The sequence below is a fragment of the Pseudomonas sp. AC242 genome, assembly GCF_979258655.1.
Window position 1 is genome coordinate 4,936,888 of record NZ_OZ409873.1, and the last position, 15,452, is coordinate 4,952,339.

A 15,452-nucleotide genomic window follows, 5' to 3' on the forward strand; every position below is an offset into this window, starting at 1 on the left:
TTGGAATCAGGCGAAAATCCACACCAGACCCTGCATCGCCAGCCAGGCGAACACACCGGCCAGTACGTCGTCGAGCATGATCCCTACACCACCGTGGACATGCCGGTCGATCCAGCGAATCGGCCATGGCTTGAGAATGTCGAAGAAACGGAACACCAGAAAACCCGCGAGCAACCAGTACCAGCCTTCCGGCACCAGCCACAGGGTGATCCACATGCCGACCATTTCGTCCCAGACGATGCCTTCGTGGTCGTGGACCCGCAGATCGTCAGCCACTTTGCCGCACAGCCAGAAGCCGAACAGCATGGTGATCCCGAGCATCAGCCAGTAACCCCAGTCGGGCAGCATCTGCCACAACGGGATAAAGGGTAGCGCAACCAGCGAGCCCCACGTGCCCGGCGCCTTGGGCAAGGTGCCGGAACCGAAGCCGAACGCAAGAAAATGCCAGGGATTGCGCCAGACCGACGGCGGAACGAATTCGGCCGGAACCTGTTTCGGGTGATCTGTCACGGTGTCTCCTGAAAATGTTGATAACCCCGAATTTGCGGGGTGATGTCGTGCCCTTCGCGATCCAGCAGAACCACGCCCTGACCTTCTGATACGCGACCGATCACATGGATCGGCCAGCCATTGGCCAGCAGCGACGGCAACTCGACGGACGGTAGCGTAAACGCCAGCACGTAATCATCGCCACCGCTCAGCGCGGCACGCTCGGCGCCGCGCTGACCGAGAAACGCTACTAATGCATCCGACAGCGGTACGCGCTCGCGTTCAATCTCAAGTCGCACCTGCGACGCCAGCGCAATGTGGCCACAGTCGGCGAGCAAGCCGTCGGAGATGTCCAGCGCCGAGGTGGCTTTGCCACGCAGGGTCTGGCCGAGGGCCAGTTGCGGTTGTGGCGACCAGTAATGATCAAGCAGCGGTTGGGCGATGTGTGCTTCGGCCTCACGCTGACCGAGCACCAGTGGCAAGGCGCCGGCCGCATTGCCCAGCTCACCACCGACACATAACAAGTCACCCGGTTGCGCGCCGCTGCGAGTCAGCGCCTGACCCGCAGGCACACGACCAAACACGGTTAGCGTCAGGCTCAACGGTCCACGCGTGGTATCGCCGCCCACCAGCGCAATGCCGCAGCTCTGCGCCATGCGGTTCAAACCGTGGGCATAGGCTTGCAGCCAATCGGCGGTCACCGTCGGTACAGTCAGGGCAAGGGTAAAGGCAACGGGCGCGGCGCCCATGGCGGCCAGATCGCTGACCGCAACGGCCAGCGAGCGCTGACCGAGCAGAAACGGATCGCAGGGGTCGGCAAAATGCACGCCGGCCACCAGCGTATCGGTGGAGATCGCCAGCTGTTCCCCAGGGGGAACAGCGAGCAAGGCGCAGTCATCGCCGATTCCCAGAGCAACGCCTTCGCCGCCCTGCGCACAAGGCGCGGCGGCGAAGAAATTGCGGATCAGCTCAAACTCGCCCATGGCTGAGACAAAGGATTCAAGCGCCGATCAGCGCTTGAACGCCTTCACTTCAGCTTCACGCAGGCGCGGGGCCAGCTTGTCGAGTACGCCGTTGACGAACTTGTGGCCGTCGGTCGAACCGAAGACTTTCGCCAGCTCGATACCTTCGTTGATCACCACGCGGTACGGCACATCAACGCGCTTGAGCAGCTCCCAGGTCGACAGGCGCAGAACGGCCAGTTCAACCGGGTCGAGCTCTTCGATCGCCAGATCCAGGCAAGGCGTCAGAGCGGTGTCGATTTCAGTCTTGAACTGCGGAACCCCGTGGAGGATTTCGCGGAAGTAAGCACCGTCGACATCGGTGAAATCGTTATCAACGCGAAACTGCGCTTCGATCTCGTTCAGCGATTGCCGGGCCATGTGCCACTGGTACAGCGCTTGAGTCGCGAGCTGACGGGCTTCGCGACGCTTGACGCTTTTCGAGGGCTTGCCGGCATCCGCAGGTTTCGGATCGCGCGGGTTGAAACGATCGCTTTCGTCGCTAATCACTTGGCCTCCAACTGCGCCAGCAGGCTGACCATTTCCAGAGCGGACAGGGCAGCTTCGGCACCTTTGTTACCGGCCTTGGTGCCGGAACGTTCGATGGCTTGCTCGATGGAATCAACGGTCAGGACGCCGAAAGCAACCGGAACGCCGAACTCCATGGAGACCTGGGCCAGACCCTTGGTGCACTCGCCTGCCACGTATTCGAAGTGCGGGGTGCCGCCACGAATGACCGCGCCCAGCGCAATGATTGCAGCGAACTCGCCTTTCTGGGCGACTTTCTGCGCAACCAGCGGGATTTCGAAGGCGCCAGGTGCGCGGATGATGGTGATGTCGCTTTCGCTCACGCCGTGGCGAACCAGGGCATCAACTGCACCGCTGACCAGGCTTTCAACGACGAAGCTGTTGAAGCGGCCCACTACCAAAGCGTAGCGGCCTTTAGGGGCGATGAAGGTACCTTCGATGGTCTTCAGGGTCATTCGTCAGTTCTCTTAAAGAGCCGGGACGCGTCTGCTACGCGTCCCTCAGTGATTTATTTGCCGCGAATTCGGGTCCGGAAACAACCGGTCATTATTCGGAGGGCACGTATTCTACAACTTCCAGATCGAAACCGGATATCGCATTAAATTTCATTGGTGCAGACATCAAACGCATTTTGCGCACACCGAGGTCGCGCAGGATCTGCGAACCGGCACCGACGATGCTGTAAGTCGTCGGTTTTTTCGGCGCGGCCTGATCGCCGGTTTCACGGATATGTGCCAGCAGCACGTCGCCGTCGAGCGGGTGACCGAGCAACAGCACCACACCGCTGCCCGCCTCGGCAACCGCAGCCATGGCGGCGCGCAGGCTCCAGCGGCCCGGTTGCTTGACCATCAACAGGTCGCGCAGCGGATCCATGTTGTGCACGCGAACCAGCGTTGGTTCTTCGGCGCAAACAGTGCCCAGGGTCAGCGCCATGTGCACGTCGCCCTCCACGGAATCACGATAGGTCACCAGGTTGAATTGGCCCAGTTCGCTGTCCAGTGGCTGCTCGGCAATCCGCTGAACGGTACGTTCGTGGATCATCCGGTAGTGAATCAGGTCGGCGATGGTGCCGATCTTGATGTTGTGTTCAGCGGCAAACTCTTCGAGTTCGGCACGACGAGACATGGTGCCGTCGTCGTTCATCACTTCGCAGATCACGCCACTTGGCTCGAAACCGGCCATGCGCGCCAGGTCGCAAGCGGCTTCGGTATGGCCGGCGCGAGCGAGGGTGCCGCCGGCCTGCGCCATCAGCGGGAAGATGTGGCCCGGGCTGACGATGTCTTCAGCCTTGGCATCCTTGGCGGCAGCCGCTTGCACGGTGCGCGCACGATCAGCGGCGGAGATGCCGGTGGTCACGCCCTCGGCGGCTTCGATCGAAACGGTGAACTTGGTACCGAAACCGGAACCGTTGCGTGGCGCCATCAGTGGCAGCTTCAACAGTTCGCAGCGCTCGCGGCTCATCGGCATGCAGATCAGGCCACGGGCGTGCTTGGCCATGAAATTGATGTGCTCGGCCTGGCAGCATTCGGCGGCCATGATCAGGTCGCCTTCGTTCTCGCGGTCTTCGTCATCCATGAGGATGACCATCTTGCCTTGGCGGATGTCTTCAACCAGTTCTTCGATGCTATTGAGCGCCACAAGGCACCCCCTTCAGTCAGGATTTGAGGTAGCCGTTGGCGGCCAGAAAGCTTTCGGTGATGGTGCCGCCAGGCTTTTGTGACGAGCCCGATTCTGCAGCCTTGTCGCCAAGCAGAAGGCGCTCCAGATAGCGCGCCAGCAAATCGACCTCCAGATTCACCCGGCGACCCGGCGTGTACGACGCCATAATGGTTTCGCTCAGGGTGTGCGGAATGATCGTCAGCATGAACTCGGCGCCATCGACGGCGTTCACGGTCAGGCTGGTGCCGTCGACGGTGATCGAGCCTTTATGGGCGATGTACTTGGCTAATTCTTTCGGCGCGCGGATGCGAAATTCCACGGCGCGGGCGTTGTCGCTGCGCGAGACGATTTCGCCGACGCCGTCGACGTGACCGCTGACCAGATGCCCGCCGAGACGGGTGGTCGGGGTCAGGGCTTTTTCCAGATTGACCGGGCTGCCGCTTTTCAGGTCATTCATGGCGGTGCAGTCAAGTGTTTCACGGCTGACGTCGGCGGCAAAGCCGTCGCCCGGCAGCTCAACGGCAGTCAGGCAAACGCCGTTGACTGCGATGCTGTCGCCGAGTTTGACGTCGCTCAGGTCGAGCTTGCCGGTCGCGACGTGGACCCGCACATCACCGCCCTTTGGGGTCAGTGCGCGGATACTGCCGATGGATTCGATGATGCCGGTAAACATGGGGTTCTCCTTGAGAACTGAGCCAGCGCTAACGCGATGGCCGGGAATTATACGCTCGCCGGTCGAGCAGGGATGGCAGTGACTCGCCAGTCATCGCCCACCGCGCGAATTTCAGTGATTTTCAACTCGGGAGCGTCCTTCATATAGGCCAGCGGCCAGTCCAGCAATGGACGCGCCGTGGAACCGAGGAACTTGCCGGCGATGAAGATCACGAACTCGTCGACCAGACCGAGCTGAGCAAAAGCGCCGGCCAGACGCGGGCCGGCTTCAACCAGCACCTCATTGACGCCACGGTTGGCCAGTTCAATCAGCAACTGATGCAGATCGACCTGACCGTCATCACCCGGCACGATCAGGCACTCGGGGCCGTGAGCGTATTGCTCTTCGATCGCGACACAGGTGGCGACCAACGCCGGGCCGGCCTTGAAGAACGGCGCATCGAGCGGCACCCGCAGGCGTCCATCGATCAGCACGCGCAGTGGTGGACGGCTCATGGCCAATGCGGTTTGTTCGGCATCCAGACCCAACTCGTCGGCCCGCACAGTCAACCGCGCGCCATCGGCCAGCACTGTGTCGGCGCCGGTCAGCACCACGGCGGCCTGAGCGCGCAAACGCTGGACTGCCGAACGAGCAGCGGGACCGGTGATCCATTGACTCTCGCCGCTCTCCATTGCCGTGCGACCATCGAGGCTCATGGCCAACTTGACCCGCACGAACGGCAAGCCGTGTTCCATGCGTTTCAGAAAACCTTGATTGAGCTTGCGCGCTTCGGCTTCGAGCACACCGCTTTCAGTGGCGATGCCGGCATCGGTCAAGCGCTGCAAACCACGTCCGGCGACTTGCGGATTGGGATCTCGCATCGCTGCCACCACACGAGCAACACCGGCATTCACCAGCGCATCGGCACACGGCGGTGTGCGGCCATGGTGGCTGCACGGTTCGAGAGTTACATAAGCGGTCGCGCCCCGGGCAAGCTCACCGGCGGCGCGCAGGGCATGGACTTCGGCGTGCGGTTCGCCGGCGCGTTCATGCCAGCCTTCGCCGACAATCTGCCCGTCACGCACCACCACGCAGCCAACCCGAGGATTGGGATGGGTGGTGTAGTGACCTTTGCGCGCCAGTTCCAGCGCGCGCGCCATGAAGTGGGCGTCGAGGATGGCCTGCTCGGCGGCGGTGGTCATTCTTTCACCGGTTCGCGGGCGAGGCGGTCGATTTCTTCGCGGAACTCGTTGAGGTCCTGGAAGCGCTTGTACACCGAAGCGAAACGGATGTAGGCAACTTCATCAAGCTTTTGCAGCTCGGCCATGACCAGTTCGCCGACCACGAGGGATTTGACCTCGCGCTCGCCGGTGGCGCGCAGCTTGTGCTTGATGTGAACCAGAGAGGATTCGAGGCGCTCGACGCTCACCGGACGTTTCTCCAGCGCGCGTTGCATGCCGGCGCGGAGTTTTTCTTCGTCGAACGGTTGGCGGCTGCCATCGGTTTTGATCAGGCGCGGCAACACCAGTTCGGCCGTCTCGAACGTCGTGAAACGTTCGCCGCAGGCCAGGCATTCACGCCGGCGGCGCACCTGTTCGCCCTCGGCGACCAGACGCGAGTCGATGACCTTGGTGTCGTTGGCACCGCAGAAGGGACAGTGCATGGTGGCTGGCAACAAAAAAAGGGAGGGCCATGGTAGCGCATCCCGGTGGCAAGACAAGCCATAGGCTTTGCGGTATACAGAACGGCATGATCGTTTGATCTATGGATTTCATTTTGCCGGAGCATCCAATGCCGTTACGTCCGCTCGTTTTGCTCAGTCTTTTCAGCCTGCTGGTGGCCTGTGGCAGCGATGCACCCAAGCCTCAGCCGCCAACGCCGGGCCCTGCGCCGCAACAGGCACAGAAAAAAGCCAAGGAAGCCGCCGACCTCGGTCCGCTGCCGGCCTATCAACGCGAACTGAGCGGCACCCTGCAAGGCGTGCCGGCCGGTGCCGAAGTGGAATTGGCGCTGCTGGTGATCGACGAAAAGGATCGCCCGCAACAATTGCTCGCCAGTTCCAGCCTGATCGGCAACAACCAGATCCTGCCATTCCGCCTGCGCTTCAACCCGGATGCTTTTCCGGCCGGTGCGCGGGTCGAGCTGCGTGGCCGCGCCAGCCAGTCCGGCCAGCTGATCCTGCATTTGCCGTCGCAAACCATCAGCCAGCCAACCACTCAGGCGTTGGGCCAACTGCAATTTGTCAAAGCACCATGAATGCACCGCTCGACCTGCAACAGGCGCTGGGTGAATTGCTCGGCGACGCCAGACTCAAGGTCTGTGCCTTGCCCGACACTGATTTGCAGTTGTGGCTGATCGATGGCGACAACATGGATCGCGAATTCAGTCAGGAAGAAATTCAGCGAATTCTGCACGAGCCACCGTATTGGGGTTTCTGCTGGGCCAGCGGTCTGGCGGTGGCGCGCTATCTGGCGGAGTTTCCCGAGTGGGTGCGCGGAAAACGCGTGCTGGATTTCGGCGCAGGTTCCGGGATTGCCGGGATTGCGGCGGTGAAAGCCGGGGCTCTGGAGGTGGTGGCGTGCGATCTCGATCCGCTGGCGATTTCCGCCTGCCGGGCGAATGCCGAGCTGAATGATGTGCAGATGAGTTATTCGACGGATTTCTTTGCCGAAGCCGATCGGTTTGATCTGATTCTGGTGGCGGATGTGTTGTATGACCGGGCGAATCTGCCGTTGCTCGATGCGTTTTTGAGCCGTGGGCGAGAGGCGTTGGTGGCGGATTCGCGGGTCAGGGATTTTCGCCATCCGTTGTATGAGCGCATTGAAATGCTTGAGGCGTTGACCTTGCCGGATCTGGCGGAGCCTGAGGAATTTAGGCATGTCAGCCTGTACCACGCGCGGCGCTAGCCAAAAGCATCGCTGGCAAGCCAGCTCCCACAGTGACCGAGTCGAACCAACATTTCGTATACGACACAGAACCCTGTGGGAGCTGGCTTGCCAGCGATGGCGTCCTGCCTAGCGATACACCTCTCAAATCTGCCCCGCTTCCGGCCACACCCCGCCAAGCCGTAGAGTTGCCCCATCCACGCTTTGACGAGATCCCCCATGAGCGAGCAAACGCCATACATCTTCGACGCCACGACGGCCGATTTCGACCAGTCGGTGATCGAGGCTTCCTTCAACAAACCGGTGCTGGTGGATTTCTGGGCCGAATGGTGTGCGCCGTGCAAGGCGCTGATGCCGATGCTGCAAAGCATTGCCGAGAGCTATCAGGGCGAGTTGCTGCTGGCCAAGGTCAACTGCGATATCGAGCAGGACATCGTCGCCCGTTTCGGTATTCGCAGCCTGCCAACCGTGGTGCTGTTCAAGGACGGTCAACCGGTCGACGGTTTTGCCGGTGCGCAACCGGAATCCGCCGTGCGTGCCTTGCTTGAGCCGCACGTGCAAATGCCGCCACCGGCCGCGGCCGATCCGTTCGAGCAGGCTCAGGCATTGTTCGATGACGGTCGTTACGCCGACGCCGAAGCGGCGCTGGTGGTGATGCTCACCGAAGACAACACTAACGCCAAGGCGCTAATCCTCTACGCGCGCTGCCTGACTGAACGCGGCGAGCTGGACGAAGCGCAAACCGTGCTGGATGCGGTCAAGAGTGATGAGCACAAAGCCGCACTGGCCGGCGCCAAGGCGCAGATCAAATTCCTTGGCCTGGCGCGTGATCTGCCGGATGCCGCCGACCTGAAAGCGCGCCTGGCGAAAGATCCGCAGGACGATGAAGCGGTGTATCAACTGGCGATCCAGCAACTGGCGCGTCAGCAATACGAGGCGGCGCTGGATGCACTACTGAAGCTGTTCATCCGCAACCGCAACTATGGCGAAGGTCTGCCGCACAAAACCTTGCTGCAGGTATTCGAGTTGCTGGGCAATGATCATCCGCTGGTGACGGTGTACCGCCGCAAGATGTTTGCTGCGCTTTATTAAGATCAAAAGATCGCAGCCTGCGGCAGCTCCTACATTGGGATCGTGTACACCCTTGTAGGAGCTGCCGCAGGCTGCGATCTTTTGCAACTCACTCGATCCAGCTGTAGAGCGGTGTATCCCCGCCGCTCACCACTTTCACGTCCGAGCTATGGCGCAAACGCACCAGCAAGCGCTTGCCCGCTGCCGCGCTGCCGGTCAGCCCTTCCAGCTGATCGAGCAGATCCGGCCCGCTCAGTTGCCCGGCCTTGCGCAACAGGTCCTTGGCGACCTGCCACAAGGCATCGTCCTGATTCAGCGGTTTCGCCGCCGGGGCTGATGCGGCCGCCTCAGATTGAGCGACCGGCGCCTGCCCATTCAGCGCTGAACCGAGCTTCGCCCAATCGCCGTCATCCAATTCCACCGTCAAGTCGACCGGCACTTCGCCGACGGTTCCGCGTATCCGCAACATTGAGTTCGCTCCTGCACTTTTCTGACCTGCATGCTCCCACGGGACTTGTGCAACGCCAAGCGCACGGGCAAACTCTGCGCACTTTCGTTATAAGATTACATAACAAACTCTTCACTTTACTTCCCGGAGACCGCCATGCGTCGTCTGCTGCTCGCTTTGCCGTTTGCCCTGTTGCCGCTGGCCATCGCCCATGCTGCCGATGAGCATGACCACGATCACGACCATGAACACGGCAGCCTCGGCGCGCATGAACACGGCGTCGGTCGATTGAACGCGGCGCTCGATGGTCAAACCCTGGAGCTTGAGCTGGAAAGCCCGGCGATGAACCTCGTCGGTTTCGAACACGTCGCCACCAGCGATGCCGACAAGGCCAAAGTCGCTGCCGCCCGCGCGCAACTGGAAAAACCGCTGGCCCTGTTCAGCCTGCCCGCCGCTGCCGGTTGCAAAGTGGTCAGTCAGGAACTGGAAAGCCCGTTGTTCGGCGACAAGCCGGATGCCGATGATCATGACGACGATGAAGCGGACAAGGACGGCCACGAGCATCACCACGACCACAGCGAAATCCACGCGCACTATCAGTTCAACTGCGCCACACCGGGCGCGCTGAAGACCCTCGATCTGGCGAACGTCTTCAAGACCTTCCCGGCGACGCAGAAAATTCAGGTACAACTGATCAGCGCCAGCGGCCAGCAAGGTACCGAAGTGACGGCCAAGGCTGCCGCGCTGAAATTCTGATCACACCGTAAATCCCCTGTAGGAGCTGTCGAGTGAAACGAGGCTGCGATCTTTTGATTGTAAAAAACCAAGATCAAAAGATCGCAGCCTTCGGCAGCTCCTACAGGGGGAAATGTGTTCACCTCATGAAACTGGTGCCATGACCCAAGCACTCATCGAACTGTCCGACCTGGGCTTCAACTGGCCCGGTCATCCGCCGTTGCTGGACATCCCGGCGTTTCGTCTGGAAGCTGGTGAAACCCTGTTCCTCAAAGGCCCCAGCGGCAGCGGCAAGACCACCCTGCTCGGCCTGCTCGGTGGCGTGCAGAAACCCGGTCGCGGCAGCATTCGTCTGCTCGGCCAGGAACTCACCGAACTCTCCGCCGGCGCTCGCGATACCTTCCGTGTCGATCACACCGGCTACATTTTCCAGCAGTTCAACTTGCTACCGTTTCTCTCGGTGCGCGAGAACGTTGAGCTGCCGTGCCACTTCTCGAAACTGCGTGCGCAACGAGCGAAACAGCGCCACGGCAGCGTCGATCAAGCCGCCGCTACCCTGCTCGCCCACTTGGGATTGAAAGATGAAAGCATCCTCAGCCGCCGCGCCGACTCGCTGTCGATCGGCCAGCAACAACGGGTCGCTGCCGCACGCGCATTGATCGGCCAGCCTGAATTGGTGATCGCCGACGAACCGACCTCGGCGCTGGATTACGACGCCCGGGAAAACTTCATCCGCCTGCTGTTCGCCGAATGCCGCGAGGCCGGTTCCAGTCTGCTGTTCGTCAGCCATGACCAGAGCCTGGCGCCACTGTTCGACCGTCACCTGTCCCTGGCCGAACTCAATCGCGCCGCCACGTCTGCCGAGGTCTGAGATGTATCTGTTTCGTCTGGCCATGGCCAGCCTGGCCAACCGCCGCTTTACTGCTCTGCTCACCGCATTTGCGATCGCTCTGTCGGTCTGTTTGCTGCTTGCCGTTGAACGAGTGCGCACCGAAGCCAAAGCCAGTTTTGCCAGCACCATCAGTGGCACCGACCTGATCGTCGGCGCACGCTCCGGCTCGGTAAATCTGCTGCTGTACTCGGTGTTCCGTATCGGCAACGCCACCAACAACATCCGCTGGGACAGCTTCGAACACTTCGCCAGTAACCCGAAAGTGAAGTGGGCGATTCCGATGTCCCTCGGCGACTCCCATCGCGGTTATCGCGTGATGGGCACCACCGAAGCCTATTTCGAGCATTACCAGTACGGTCGCCAGCAACACCTGGCACTGGCCGACGGCCGCGCGTTTGCGACGGACCCGTTTGAAGTGGTGCTGGGTGCCGAGGTCGCAGATGCGCTGCATTACAAGCTCGGTGACAAACTGGTGCTGGCCCACGGCGTGGCCGCGATCAGTCTGGTCAAGCACGACGACAAACCGTTCACCGTGGTCGGCATTCTCAAGCGCACCGGCACCCCGGTCGATCGCACGCTGCACATCAGCCTCGGCGGCATGGAGGCGATTCACATCGACTGGCATAACGGCGTACCGGCGCGAGGTAACGGCCGAATCAGCGCCGATCAGGCACGCAACATGGACCTGACGCCGCAAGCAATCACCGCGTTTATGCTCGGCCTCAACAGCAAGATTTCCACGTTTGCGCTGCAACGCGAGATCAATGAATTCCGTGGCGAACCGATGCTGGCGATTCTGCCGGGCGTGGCGTTGCAAGAGTTGTGGAGCCTGATGAGTACCGCTGAAAAAGCGCTGTTCGTGGTCTCGTTGTTTGTGGTGTTGACCGGGTTGATCGGCATGCTCACAGCGATTCTCACCAGCCTCAACGAGCGTCGCCGCGAGATGGCGATTCTGCGTTCGGTCGGGGCGCGGCCGTGGCATATCGCGAGTCTGCTGGTGCTAGAGGCGTTTGCCCTGGCGCTGACCGGGGTGATTGCCGGCGTTGCGTTGTTGTACATCGGTATCGCCGCTGCGCAGGGTTATGTACAGGCCAATTACGGTTTGTACCTGCCGCTGGCGTGGCCGAGCGAGTATGAATGGACGCTGCTCGGTGGCATTCTGGCGGCCGCGCTGCTGATGGGCAGCGTGCCGGCCTGGCGCGCTTATCGCCAATCCCTGGCCGATGGCCTGTCGATCCGTTTATGAGGATGTTCACCATGCCCCGCGCTGCACTCGCGCTGCTGTTGCTGATCGCCCTGCCCGTGTGGGCAGCAGCGCCGAAAGACCTGACGTGGTCGGAAATGATTCCACCGGACGCCGCGCCGGAAGTGCCGAACATGACGCCGCTGCACGACCTGTCGAAGATGGGCGATGCGTTGTCTGCCGAGTCCGCGCCAGCGGCGAAGCAGGACCTGCCGGACGCGCCAGTGGTGCAGGCACTCGACGGGCAGAACATTCGTTTGCCGGGTTATATCGTGCCACTGGAAGTCAATGAAGAAGGACGCACCACGGACTTTTTGCTGGTGCCGTATTTCGGCGCCTGCATCCACGTGCCGCCACCGCCGTCGAACCAGATTGTGCATGTGAAAAGCGAGTTGGGCGTGAAGCTCGATGAGCTGTATCAGCCGTATTGGGTCGAGGGACCGTTGCAGGTCAAGGCGTCGAGCAGCGAACTGGCGGATGCCGGGTATCAGATGGATGCCGACAAGATTTATGTGTATGAGCTGCCGGAGTGAATCCCGATAATTTTATGCTGTTTGTAAGGGCCCCATCGCTGGCAAGCCAGCTCCCACGGGGATCGTTCACATATTTCGTGAACACCAACGGAACCTGTGGGAGCTGGCTTGCCAGCGATGGGGCCCTCAAGGTTGCACAGAAACCCGCCCCTTCACTGTTTCATTGAGCTGAGTCAAAAGACCGTATCAGTTGGCTTCGTACCATAGGACATCAGACATTTCTAACGTCCTTTCGGAGCCCCCATGAACAAGTCCTTGCTCAGCGCCTCGCTGTTTGCCCTCGCGCTCGCAGCCCCGCTCGCCCACGCCCACGAAGCCGGTGACATCCTCATCCGCGCCGGTGCGATCACCGTCAACCCGAAGGCCGACAGTTCCAGCGTCAAGGTCGATCAGGGTCCGTTGAGCGGCACCAATCTGGGCGGCAAGGCGACCATGAGCAGCGACACACAACTGGGTCTCAACTTCGCCTACATGCTCACCGACCACGTCGGCCTCGAATTGCTCGCGGCGACGCCGTTCGAGCATGACGTCAAGCTCAAGGGCACTGCCCTGCCAGCGGCCAATGGCAAGCTCGGCACCCTGAAACACCTGCCGCCAACCCTCAGCGTTGTGTACTACCCGCTGGACTCGAAGTCGCCGTTCCAGCCGTATGTCGGTGGCGGTATCAACTACACCTGGATCTATGACGAACACGTCGGCAGCGAAGCGAGTGCCAACGGTTTCAGCAACTTCAAGGCGAAAAACTCCTGGGGTCTGGCCTGGCAGGTCGGTGCCGACTACATGCTGACCGACAACATCATGCTCAACGCCCAAGTGCGTTACATCGACATCGACACCCGCGCCACCGTCGAGAACAACGCGGTTGCACCGGGCACTCGCGCACGGGTCAACGTCGATGTGGATCCGTTCATCTACATGGTTGGTTTGGGCTATAAGTTCTAAGTCGAGTTATCGAACGTTCACGTGGTGGTGGATGAGGCTTGGTGGTGAGCAGGCATAGAACTGACGGCGACCGTACGCAGTTGATCGGGGGATAACATCCCCTTGCCACAGGAGTAGCGACATATTCCGGCCGTGAAAAAGGCGCCTGTCAAAGGGCGCCTTTTTCATGTCTGCCGCAAAGTGTAGCGTGAGTTGGATCATCCCCCTCACCCCAGCCCTCTCCCTCAGGGAGAGGGGGAAAGGGAGCCGATTTGTGTGCTCTTCAAAATCTGAGCTCAACCCGGTATCTCACGTCGGCGCATTTCTCACAAACGCTACGGTCAGTCCCCTCTCCCTCTGGGAGAGGGCTAGGGTGAGGGGCTCTTTTCAGGAGCGACCAAGCAACCGCGCCAAACCCACACTCATCGGCGTCTGCTGTGGCAGCTTGAAGCGTTCCAGCAGACGAGCGTTGTTCGCCCGCGAATGCCGGATATCACCGGAACGCGCCGGGCCATAGCTGATCGGCGGCAGCTCACCGACTACCGATTCAAGCGCCTGAAGCATCTGCTTGAGACTCATCGACTGATTCCAGCCGACGTTCACCGCACCGACTTCGACCTCAGACTTTTCGATCGCCTGCACCAGCAGATCGACCAGATCTTCGACGTACAGGAAATCGCGCGTCTGCTCACCATCACCGAACACGGTAATCGGCAAACCTTTCTGCGCACGTTCGCTGAAAATGCTGATCACCCCGGAATACGGCGAGGACGGATCCTGACGCGGGCCGAAGATGTTGAAGAAGCGGAAAATCACCGGCTCCAGGCCATGCTGGCGGCGATAGAAATCGAAATAATGCTCGCCCGCCAGTTTGTCCGAGGCATAGGGCGTCAGCGGCGCTTTGGGCGTGTCTTCATCAATCGACTCGCCCTCGCCATTGTTGCCGTACACCGCTGCACTGGAGGCATACAACACACGTTTGACCCCGGCCAGACGCATGGCTTCGCAGACATTCAGCGTGCCAATGAAATTGCTCTGGTGTGTCTTCACCGGGTCATCCACCGACGCCTGCACCGACGCCACCGCCGCCAGGTGAGCGACCGCGCTGCAGCCCTGCATGGCCTTGGCCACCAGCGCCGCATCGGCGACATCACCGACAATTAGCTCGACCTTTGGATTGTCCAGCGGCAGGTTGCTGCGCTTGCCCGTCGACAAATCGTCGAGGATGCGCACCGAATGGCCTTGAGCAAGCAAGGCATCGGTCAGGTGCGAGCCAATGAAACCGGCTCCGCCGGTGATTAAAACAGTCCCTTCAGCCATGACGGTAGAACCTATCCAGTAAGCCCGGGAGTGCGGCACGCCAGGCGCGCGGCTTGATCCCGAAAGTGTGCAGAATTTTTTTGCAGGCCAGCACGGCGTGTTGCGGCTCTTCGCTAGCGTCCGGCCGCGCGGCGTGAGCCTGGGCGGTCGGCGCTTCGATGGCCAGAGCGTGCAGGCTGCGCGCTTCGGTCAGAATCGCCTGGCCCAGCGCCAGCGGCGTGGTCGCCTCGTGGCCTGCGTAATGGTAAGTGCCCCACAGCGGCGCGGCGCAATCGAGTTGCTTGAGCACCGAAATGATCACGCGCGCGGCATCGTCGACCGGGGTCGGATTGCCACGGCGGTCATCGGCCAGGAGCAATTCTTCTGGCTGCTCGGCACGAGCGAGGAAACGCCCGAGGGTGCCGTCCGGGCTGTCATCAAGCAGCCAGCCGAAGCGCAGCAGTACATGTTGCGGGCACGTGGCGCGAACGCTTTGTTCGATGCGCCACAATGCCTGACCGCGCAGACCCAGCGGCACCGGTTCGTCTTTTTCGCTGTACGCCGTGGCACGCGAACCATCGAACACCCGATAACTGGAAGGCTGGACGAGGACGATGTTGTGGTGCTGGCACAGTTCGGCCAGACGCTCGATCGCACGTTCCTGCCCGGCCATGCGGCTTTCGCTGACGGCCTCGGCCTGGAACCAGTCGAAATAGTAGGCGAGGTTGATCAACGCATCGGGACGGGTGTCGTCGAGCAGTTGGGTCAGGCTCGCGGCATCCCAGCCGTTTTCGGGCGGGCGGGGGGCGAGGAAACCGATGTCTTCCTCTGCACCGAGGCGAATCAGCGCCTGCCCAAGGGCATTTCCGCCGCCCAGTAACATAAGGCGCATTCGCATAGAGTCAGCAGGCCCAGTCTGATTGGAACGATGGCTTTAGCGACGGATCTCGTGGAACCGTCGTCGATAATTACCGGAATCGTTGCATTTTGCGGGTTTAGTGCGCAACCGTCATCCGTAAAGTGTAGATCGCCGGGATTTGTGTCGTGGCAACTGGCACCATCGCTGGCAAGCCAGCTCCCACAGGGTCCAGCGCTG

General features: G+C 61.1%; 19 protein-coding genes. 8 read left to right on the top strand and 11 right to left on the bottom strand.

Going from position 1 to position 15,452, the window contains the following annotated elements; genetic code table 11:
- Positions 1–6: 6 nt before the first annotated feature.
- From ACZZ0A_RS22105 to nrdR, 8 genes are all read right to left on the bottom strand, one after another.
- A complete protein-coding gene (locus ACZZ0A_RS22105) occupies positions 7–510 on the bottom strand; it encodes a phosphatidylglycerophosphatase A family protein (RefSeq protein ID WP_007910933.1) in 504 nt (167 codons plus the stop codon).
- Entirely contained in the window at positions 507–1,472 is a 966-nt protein-coding gene (gene thiL / locus ACZZ0A_RS22110; protein ID WP_463543744.1) for a thiamine-phosphate kinase, read from the bottom strand. Before thiL ends, ACZZ0A_RS22105 begins: the two co-directional genes overlap by 4 nt.
- A gap of 27 nt (positions 1,473–1,499) precedes the next feature.
- On the bottom strand, positions 1,500–2,000 hold the full coding sequence (nusB, locus tag ACZZ0A_RS22115) for a transcription antitermination factor NusB (protein WP_007910937.1): 501 nt from the start codon (positions 1,998–2,000) through the stop codon (positions 1,500–1,502).
- On the bottom strand, positions 1,997–2,473 hold the full coding sequence (gene ribH / locus ACZZ0A_RS22120; RefSeq protein ID WP_003228649.1) for a 6,7-dimethyl-8-ribityllumazine synthase: 477 nt from the start codon (positions 2,471–2,473) through the stop codon (positions 1,997–1,999). The genes nusB and ribH overlap by 4 nt, the downstream gene beginning before the upstream one ends.
- A 91-nt stretch (positions 2,474–2,564) precedes the next feature.
- Complete coding sequence (gene ribBA / locus ACZZ0A_RS22125; RefSeq protein ID WP_007910939.1) at positions 2,565–3,656, bottom strand: bifunctional 3,4-dihydroxy-2-butanone-4-phosphate synthase/GTP cyclohydrolase II; 1,092 nt, start codon at positions 3,654–3,656, stop codon at positions 2,565–2,567.
- A 16-nt stretch (positions 3,657–3,672) separates the two neighbouring features.
- Positions 3,673–4,350, bottom strand: a complete 678-nt coding sequence (locus ACZZ0A_RS22130) for a riboflavin synthase (RefSeq protein WP_007910941.1) — start codon at positions 4,348–4,350, stop codon at positions 3,673–3,675.
- 47 nt (positions 4,351–4,397) lie between these two features.
- Positions 4,398–5,531: a bifunctional diaminohydroxyphosphoribosylaminopyrimidine deaminase/5-amino-6-(5-phosphoribosylamino)uracil reductase RibD gene (gene ribD / locus ACZZ0A_RS22135; RefSeq protein WP_463543745.1), complete on the bottom strand. Its 1,134-nt coding sequence runs from the start codon at positions 5,529–5,531 to the stop codon at positions 4,398–4,400.
- The gene (gene nrdR, locus ACZZ0A_RS22140) at positions 5,528–5,992 is read right to left on the bottom strand and encodes a transcriptional regulator NrdR (protein ID WP_007910946.1); all 465 of its coding nucleotides are present in this window, start codon (positions 5,990–5,992) and stop codon (positions 5,528–5,530) included. Before nrdR ends, ribD begins: the two co-directional genes overlap by 4 nt.
- A 128-nt stretch (positions 5,993–6,120) precedes the next feature.
- Between nrdR and ACZZ0A_RS22145 the strand changes: the two genes are divergently transcribed.
- The 3 genes from ACZZ0A_RS22145 (at position 6,121) to trxA (ending at position 8,306) form a co-directional block, all read left to right on the top strand.
- Complete coding sequence (locus ACZZ0A_RS22145; protein WP_123375935.1) at positions 6,121–6,585, top strand: YbaY family lipoprotein; 465 nt, start codon at positions 6,121–6,123, stop codon at positions 6,583–6,585.
- Positions 6,582–7,235 (top strand): class I SAM-dependent methyltransferase, encoded by a 654-nt coding sequence (locus ACZZ0A_RS22150; RefSeq protein ID WP_447787294.1) that lies wholly within the window; start codon positions 6,582–6,584, stop codon positions 7,233–7,235. Before ACZZ0A_RS22145 ends, ACZZ0A_RS22150 begins: the two co-directional genes overlap by 4 nt.
- A 198-nt stretch (positions 7,236–7,433) precedes the next feature.
- Positions 7,434–8,306 (top strand): thioredoxin, encoded by an 873-nt coding sequence (trxA, locus tag ACZZ0A_RS22155; protein WP_463543746.1) that lies wholly within the window; start codon positions 7,434–7,436, stop codon positions 8,304–8,306.
- Between the two features lie 88 nt (positions 8,307–8,394).
- On the opposite strand, the gene ACZZ0A_RS22160 is transcribed toward trxA, so the two are convergent.
- On the bottom strand, positions 8,395–8,754 hold the full coding sequence (locus tag ACZZ0A_RS22160) for a hypothetical protein (protein WP_463543747.1): 360 nt from the start codon (positions 8,752–8,754) through the stop codon (positions 8,395–8,397).
- 135 nt (positions 8,755–8,889) lie between these two features.
- Here ACZZ0A_RS22160 and ACZZ0A_RS22165 point away from each other — a divergent pair, with 135 nt between their 5' ends.
- The 5 genes from ACZZ0A_RS22165 to ACZZ0A_RS22185 all read left to right on the top strand — a co-directional run bounded on the left by ACZZ0A_RS22165 (position 8,890) and on the right by ACZZ0A_RS22185 (position 13,078).
- Positions 8,890–9,489, top strand: coding sequence for a DUF2796 domain-containing protein (locus ACZZ0A_RS22165; RefSeq protein WP_007910957.1), 600 nt, complete (start codon positions 8,890–8,892; stop codon positions 9,487–9,489).
- 139 nt (positions 9,490–9,628) lie between these two features.
- Complete coding sequence (locus ACZZ0A_RS22170) at positions 9,629–10,339, top strand: ABC transporter ATP-binding protein (protein WP_016984101.1); 711 nt, start codon at positions 9,629–9,631, stop codon at positions 10,337–10,339.
- A gap of 1 nt (position 10,340) precedes the next feature.
- Positions 10,341–11,606, top strand: coding sequence for an ABC transporter permease (locus ACZZ0A_RS22175; protein ID WP_095122172.1), 1,266 nt, complete (start codon positions 10,341–10,343; stop codon positions 11,604–11,606).
- 11 nt (positions 11,607–11,617) lie between these two features.
- Positions 11,618–12,136 carry a DUF3299 domain-containing protein gene (locus tag ACZZ0A_RS22180; RefSeq protein ID WP_007910961.1) on the top strand — a complete coding sequence of 173 codons (519 nt, stop codon included), beginning with the start codon at positions 11,618–11,620 and terminating at the stop codon, positions 12,134–12,136.
- Between the two features lie 243 nt (positions 12,137–12,379).
- Positions 12,380–13,078 carry an OmpW/AlkL family protein gene (locus ACZZ0A_RS22185; RefSeq protein WP_007910962.1) on the top strand — a complete coding sequence of 233 codons (699 nt, stop codon included), beginning with the start codon at positions 12,380–12,382 and terminating at the stop codon, positions 13,076–13,078.
- A gap of 366 nt (positions 13,079–13,444) precedes the next feature.
- Here ACZZ0A_RS22185 and ACZZ0A_RS22190 read toward each other — a convergent pair whose 3' ends face one another.
- Together ACZZ0A_RS22190 and ACZZ0A_RS22195 are read right to left on the bottom strand one after the other, a co-directional pair.
- Positions 13,445–14,377, bottom strand: coding sequence for an NAD-dependent epimerase/dehydratase family protein (locus tag ACZZ0A_RS22190; protein ID WP_007910966.1), 933 nt, complete (start codon positions 14,375–14,377; stop codon positions 13,445–13,447).
- Positions 14,370–15,254, bottom strand: coding sequence for a sugar nucleotide-binding protein (locus ACZZ0A_RS22195; RefSeq protein WP_095113992.1), 885 nt, complete (start codon positions 15,252–15,254; stop codon positions 14,370–14,372). Before ACZZ0A_RS22195 ends, ACZZ0A_RS22190 begins: the two co-directional genes overlap by 8 nt.
- Between the last annotated feature and the right edge of the window lie 198 nt (positions 15,255–15,452).

Bases quoted from the DNA above. Each gene is read 5' to 3' on its own strand.
- nrdR (WP_007910946.1), bottom strand. From the start codon at position 5,992: ATGCACTGTCCCTTCTGCGGTGCCAACGACACCAAGGTCATCGACTCG.
- ACZZ0A_RS22180 (WP_007910961.1), top strand. From the start codon at position 11,618: ATGCCCCGCGCTGCACTCGCGCTGCTGTTGCTGATCGCCCTGCCCGTG.
- ACZZ0A_RS22160 (WP_463543747.1), bottom strand. From the start codon at position 8,754: ATGTTGCGGATACGCGGAACCGTCGGCGAAGTGCCGGTCGACTTGACG.
- ACZZ0A_RS22150 (WP_447787294.1), top strand. From the start codon at position 6,582: ATGAATGCACCGCTCGACCTGCAACAGGCGCTGGGTGAATTGCTCGGC.
- trxA (WP_463543746.1), top strand. From the start codon at position 7,434: ATGAGCGAGCAAACGCCATACATCTTCGACGCCACGACGGCCGATTTC.
- ribD (WP_463543745.1), bottom strand. From the start codon at position 5,531: ATGACCACCGCCGCCGAGCAGGCCATCCTCGACGCCCACTTCATGGCG.
- ACZZ0A_RS22130 (WP_007910941.1), bottom strand. From the start codon at position 4,350: ATGTTTACCGGCATCATCGAATCCATCGGCAGTATCCGCGCACTGACC.
- ACZZ0A_RS22170 (WP_016984101.1), top strand. From the start codon at position 9,629: ATGACCCAAGCACTCATCGAACTGTCCGACCTGGGCTTCAACTGGCCC.
- thiL (WP_463543744.1), bottom strand. From the start codon at position 1,472: ATGGGCGAGTTTGAGCTGATCCGCAATTTCTTCGCCGCCGCGCCTTGT.
- ribH (WP_003228649.1), bottom strand. From the start codon at position 2,473: ATGACCCTGAAGACCATCGAAGGTACCTTCATCGCCCCTAAAGGCCGC.
- ACZZ0A_RS22185 (WP_007910962.1), top strand. From the start codon at position 12,380: ATGAACAAGTCCTTGCTCAGCGCCTCGCTGTTTGCCCTCGCGCTCGCA.
- ACZZ0A_RS22165 (WP_007910957.1), top strand. From the start codon at position 8,890: ATGCGTCGTCTGCTGCTCGCTTTGCCGTTTGCCCTGTTGCCGCTGGCC.
- ACZZ0A_RS22175 (WP_095122172.1), top strand. From the start codon at position 10,341: ATGTATCTGTTTCGTCTGGCCATGGCCAGCCTGGCCAACCGCCGCTTT.
- ACZZ0A_RS22195 (WP_095113992.1), bottom strand. From the start codon at position 15,254: ATGCGAATGCGCCTTATGTTACTGGGCGGCGGAAATGCCCTTGGGCAG.
- ACZZ0A_RS22145 (WP_123375935.1), top strand. From the start codon at position 6,121: ATGCCGTTACGTCCGCTCGTTTTGCTCAGTCTTTTCAGCCTGCTGGTG.
- ACZZ0A_RS22190 (WP_007910966.1), bottom strand. From the start codon at position 14,377: ATGGCTGAAGGGACTGTTTTAATCACCGGCGGAGCCGGTTTCATTGGC.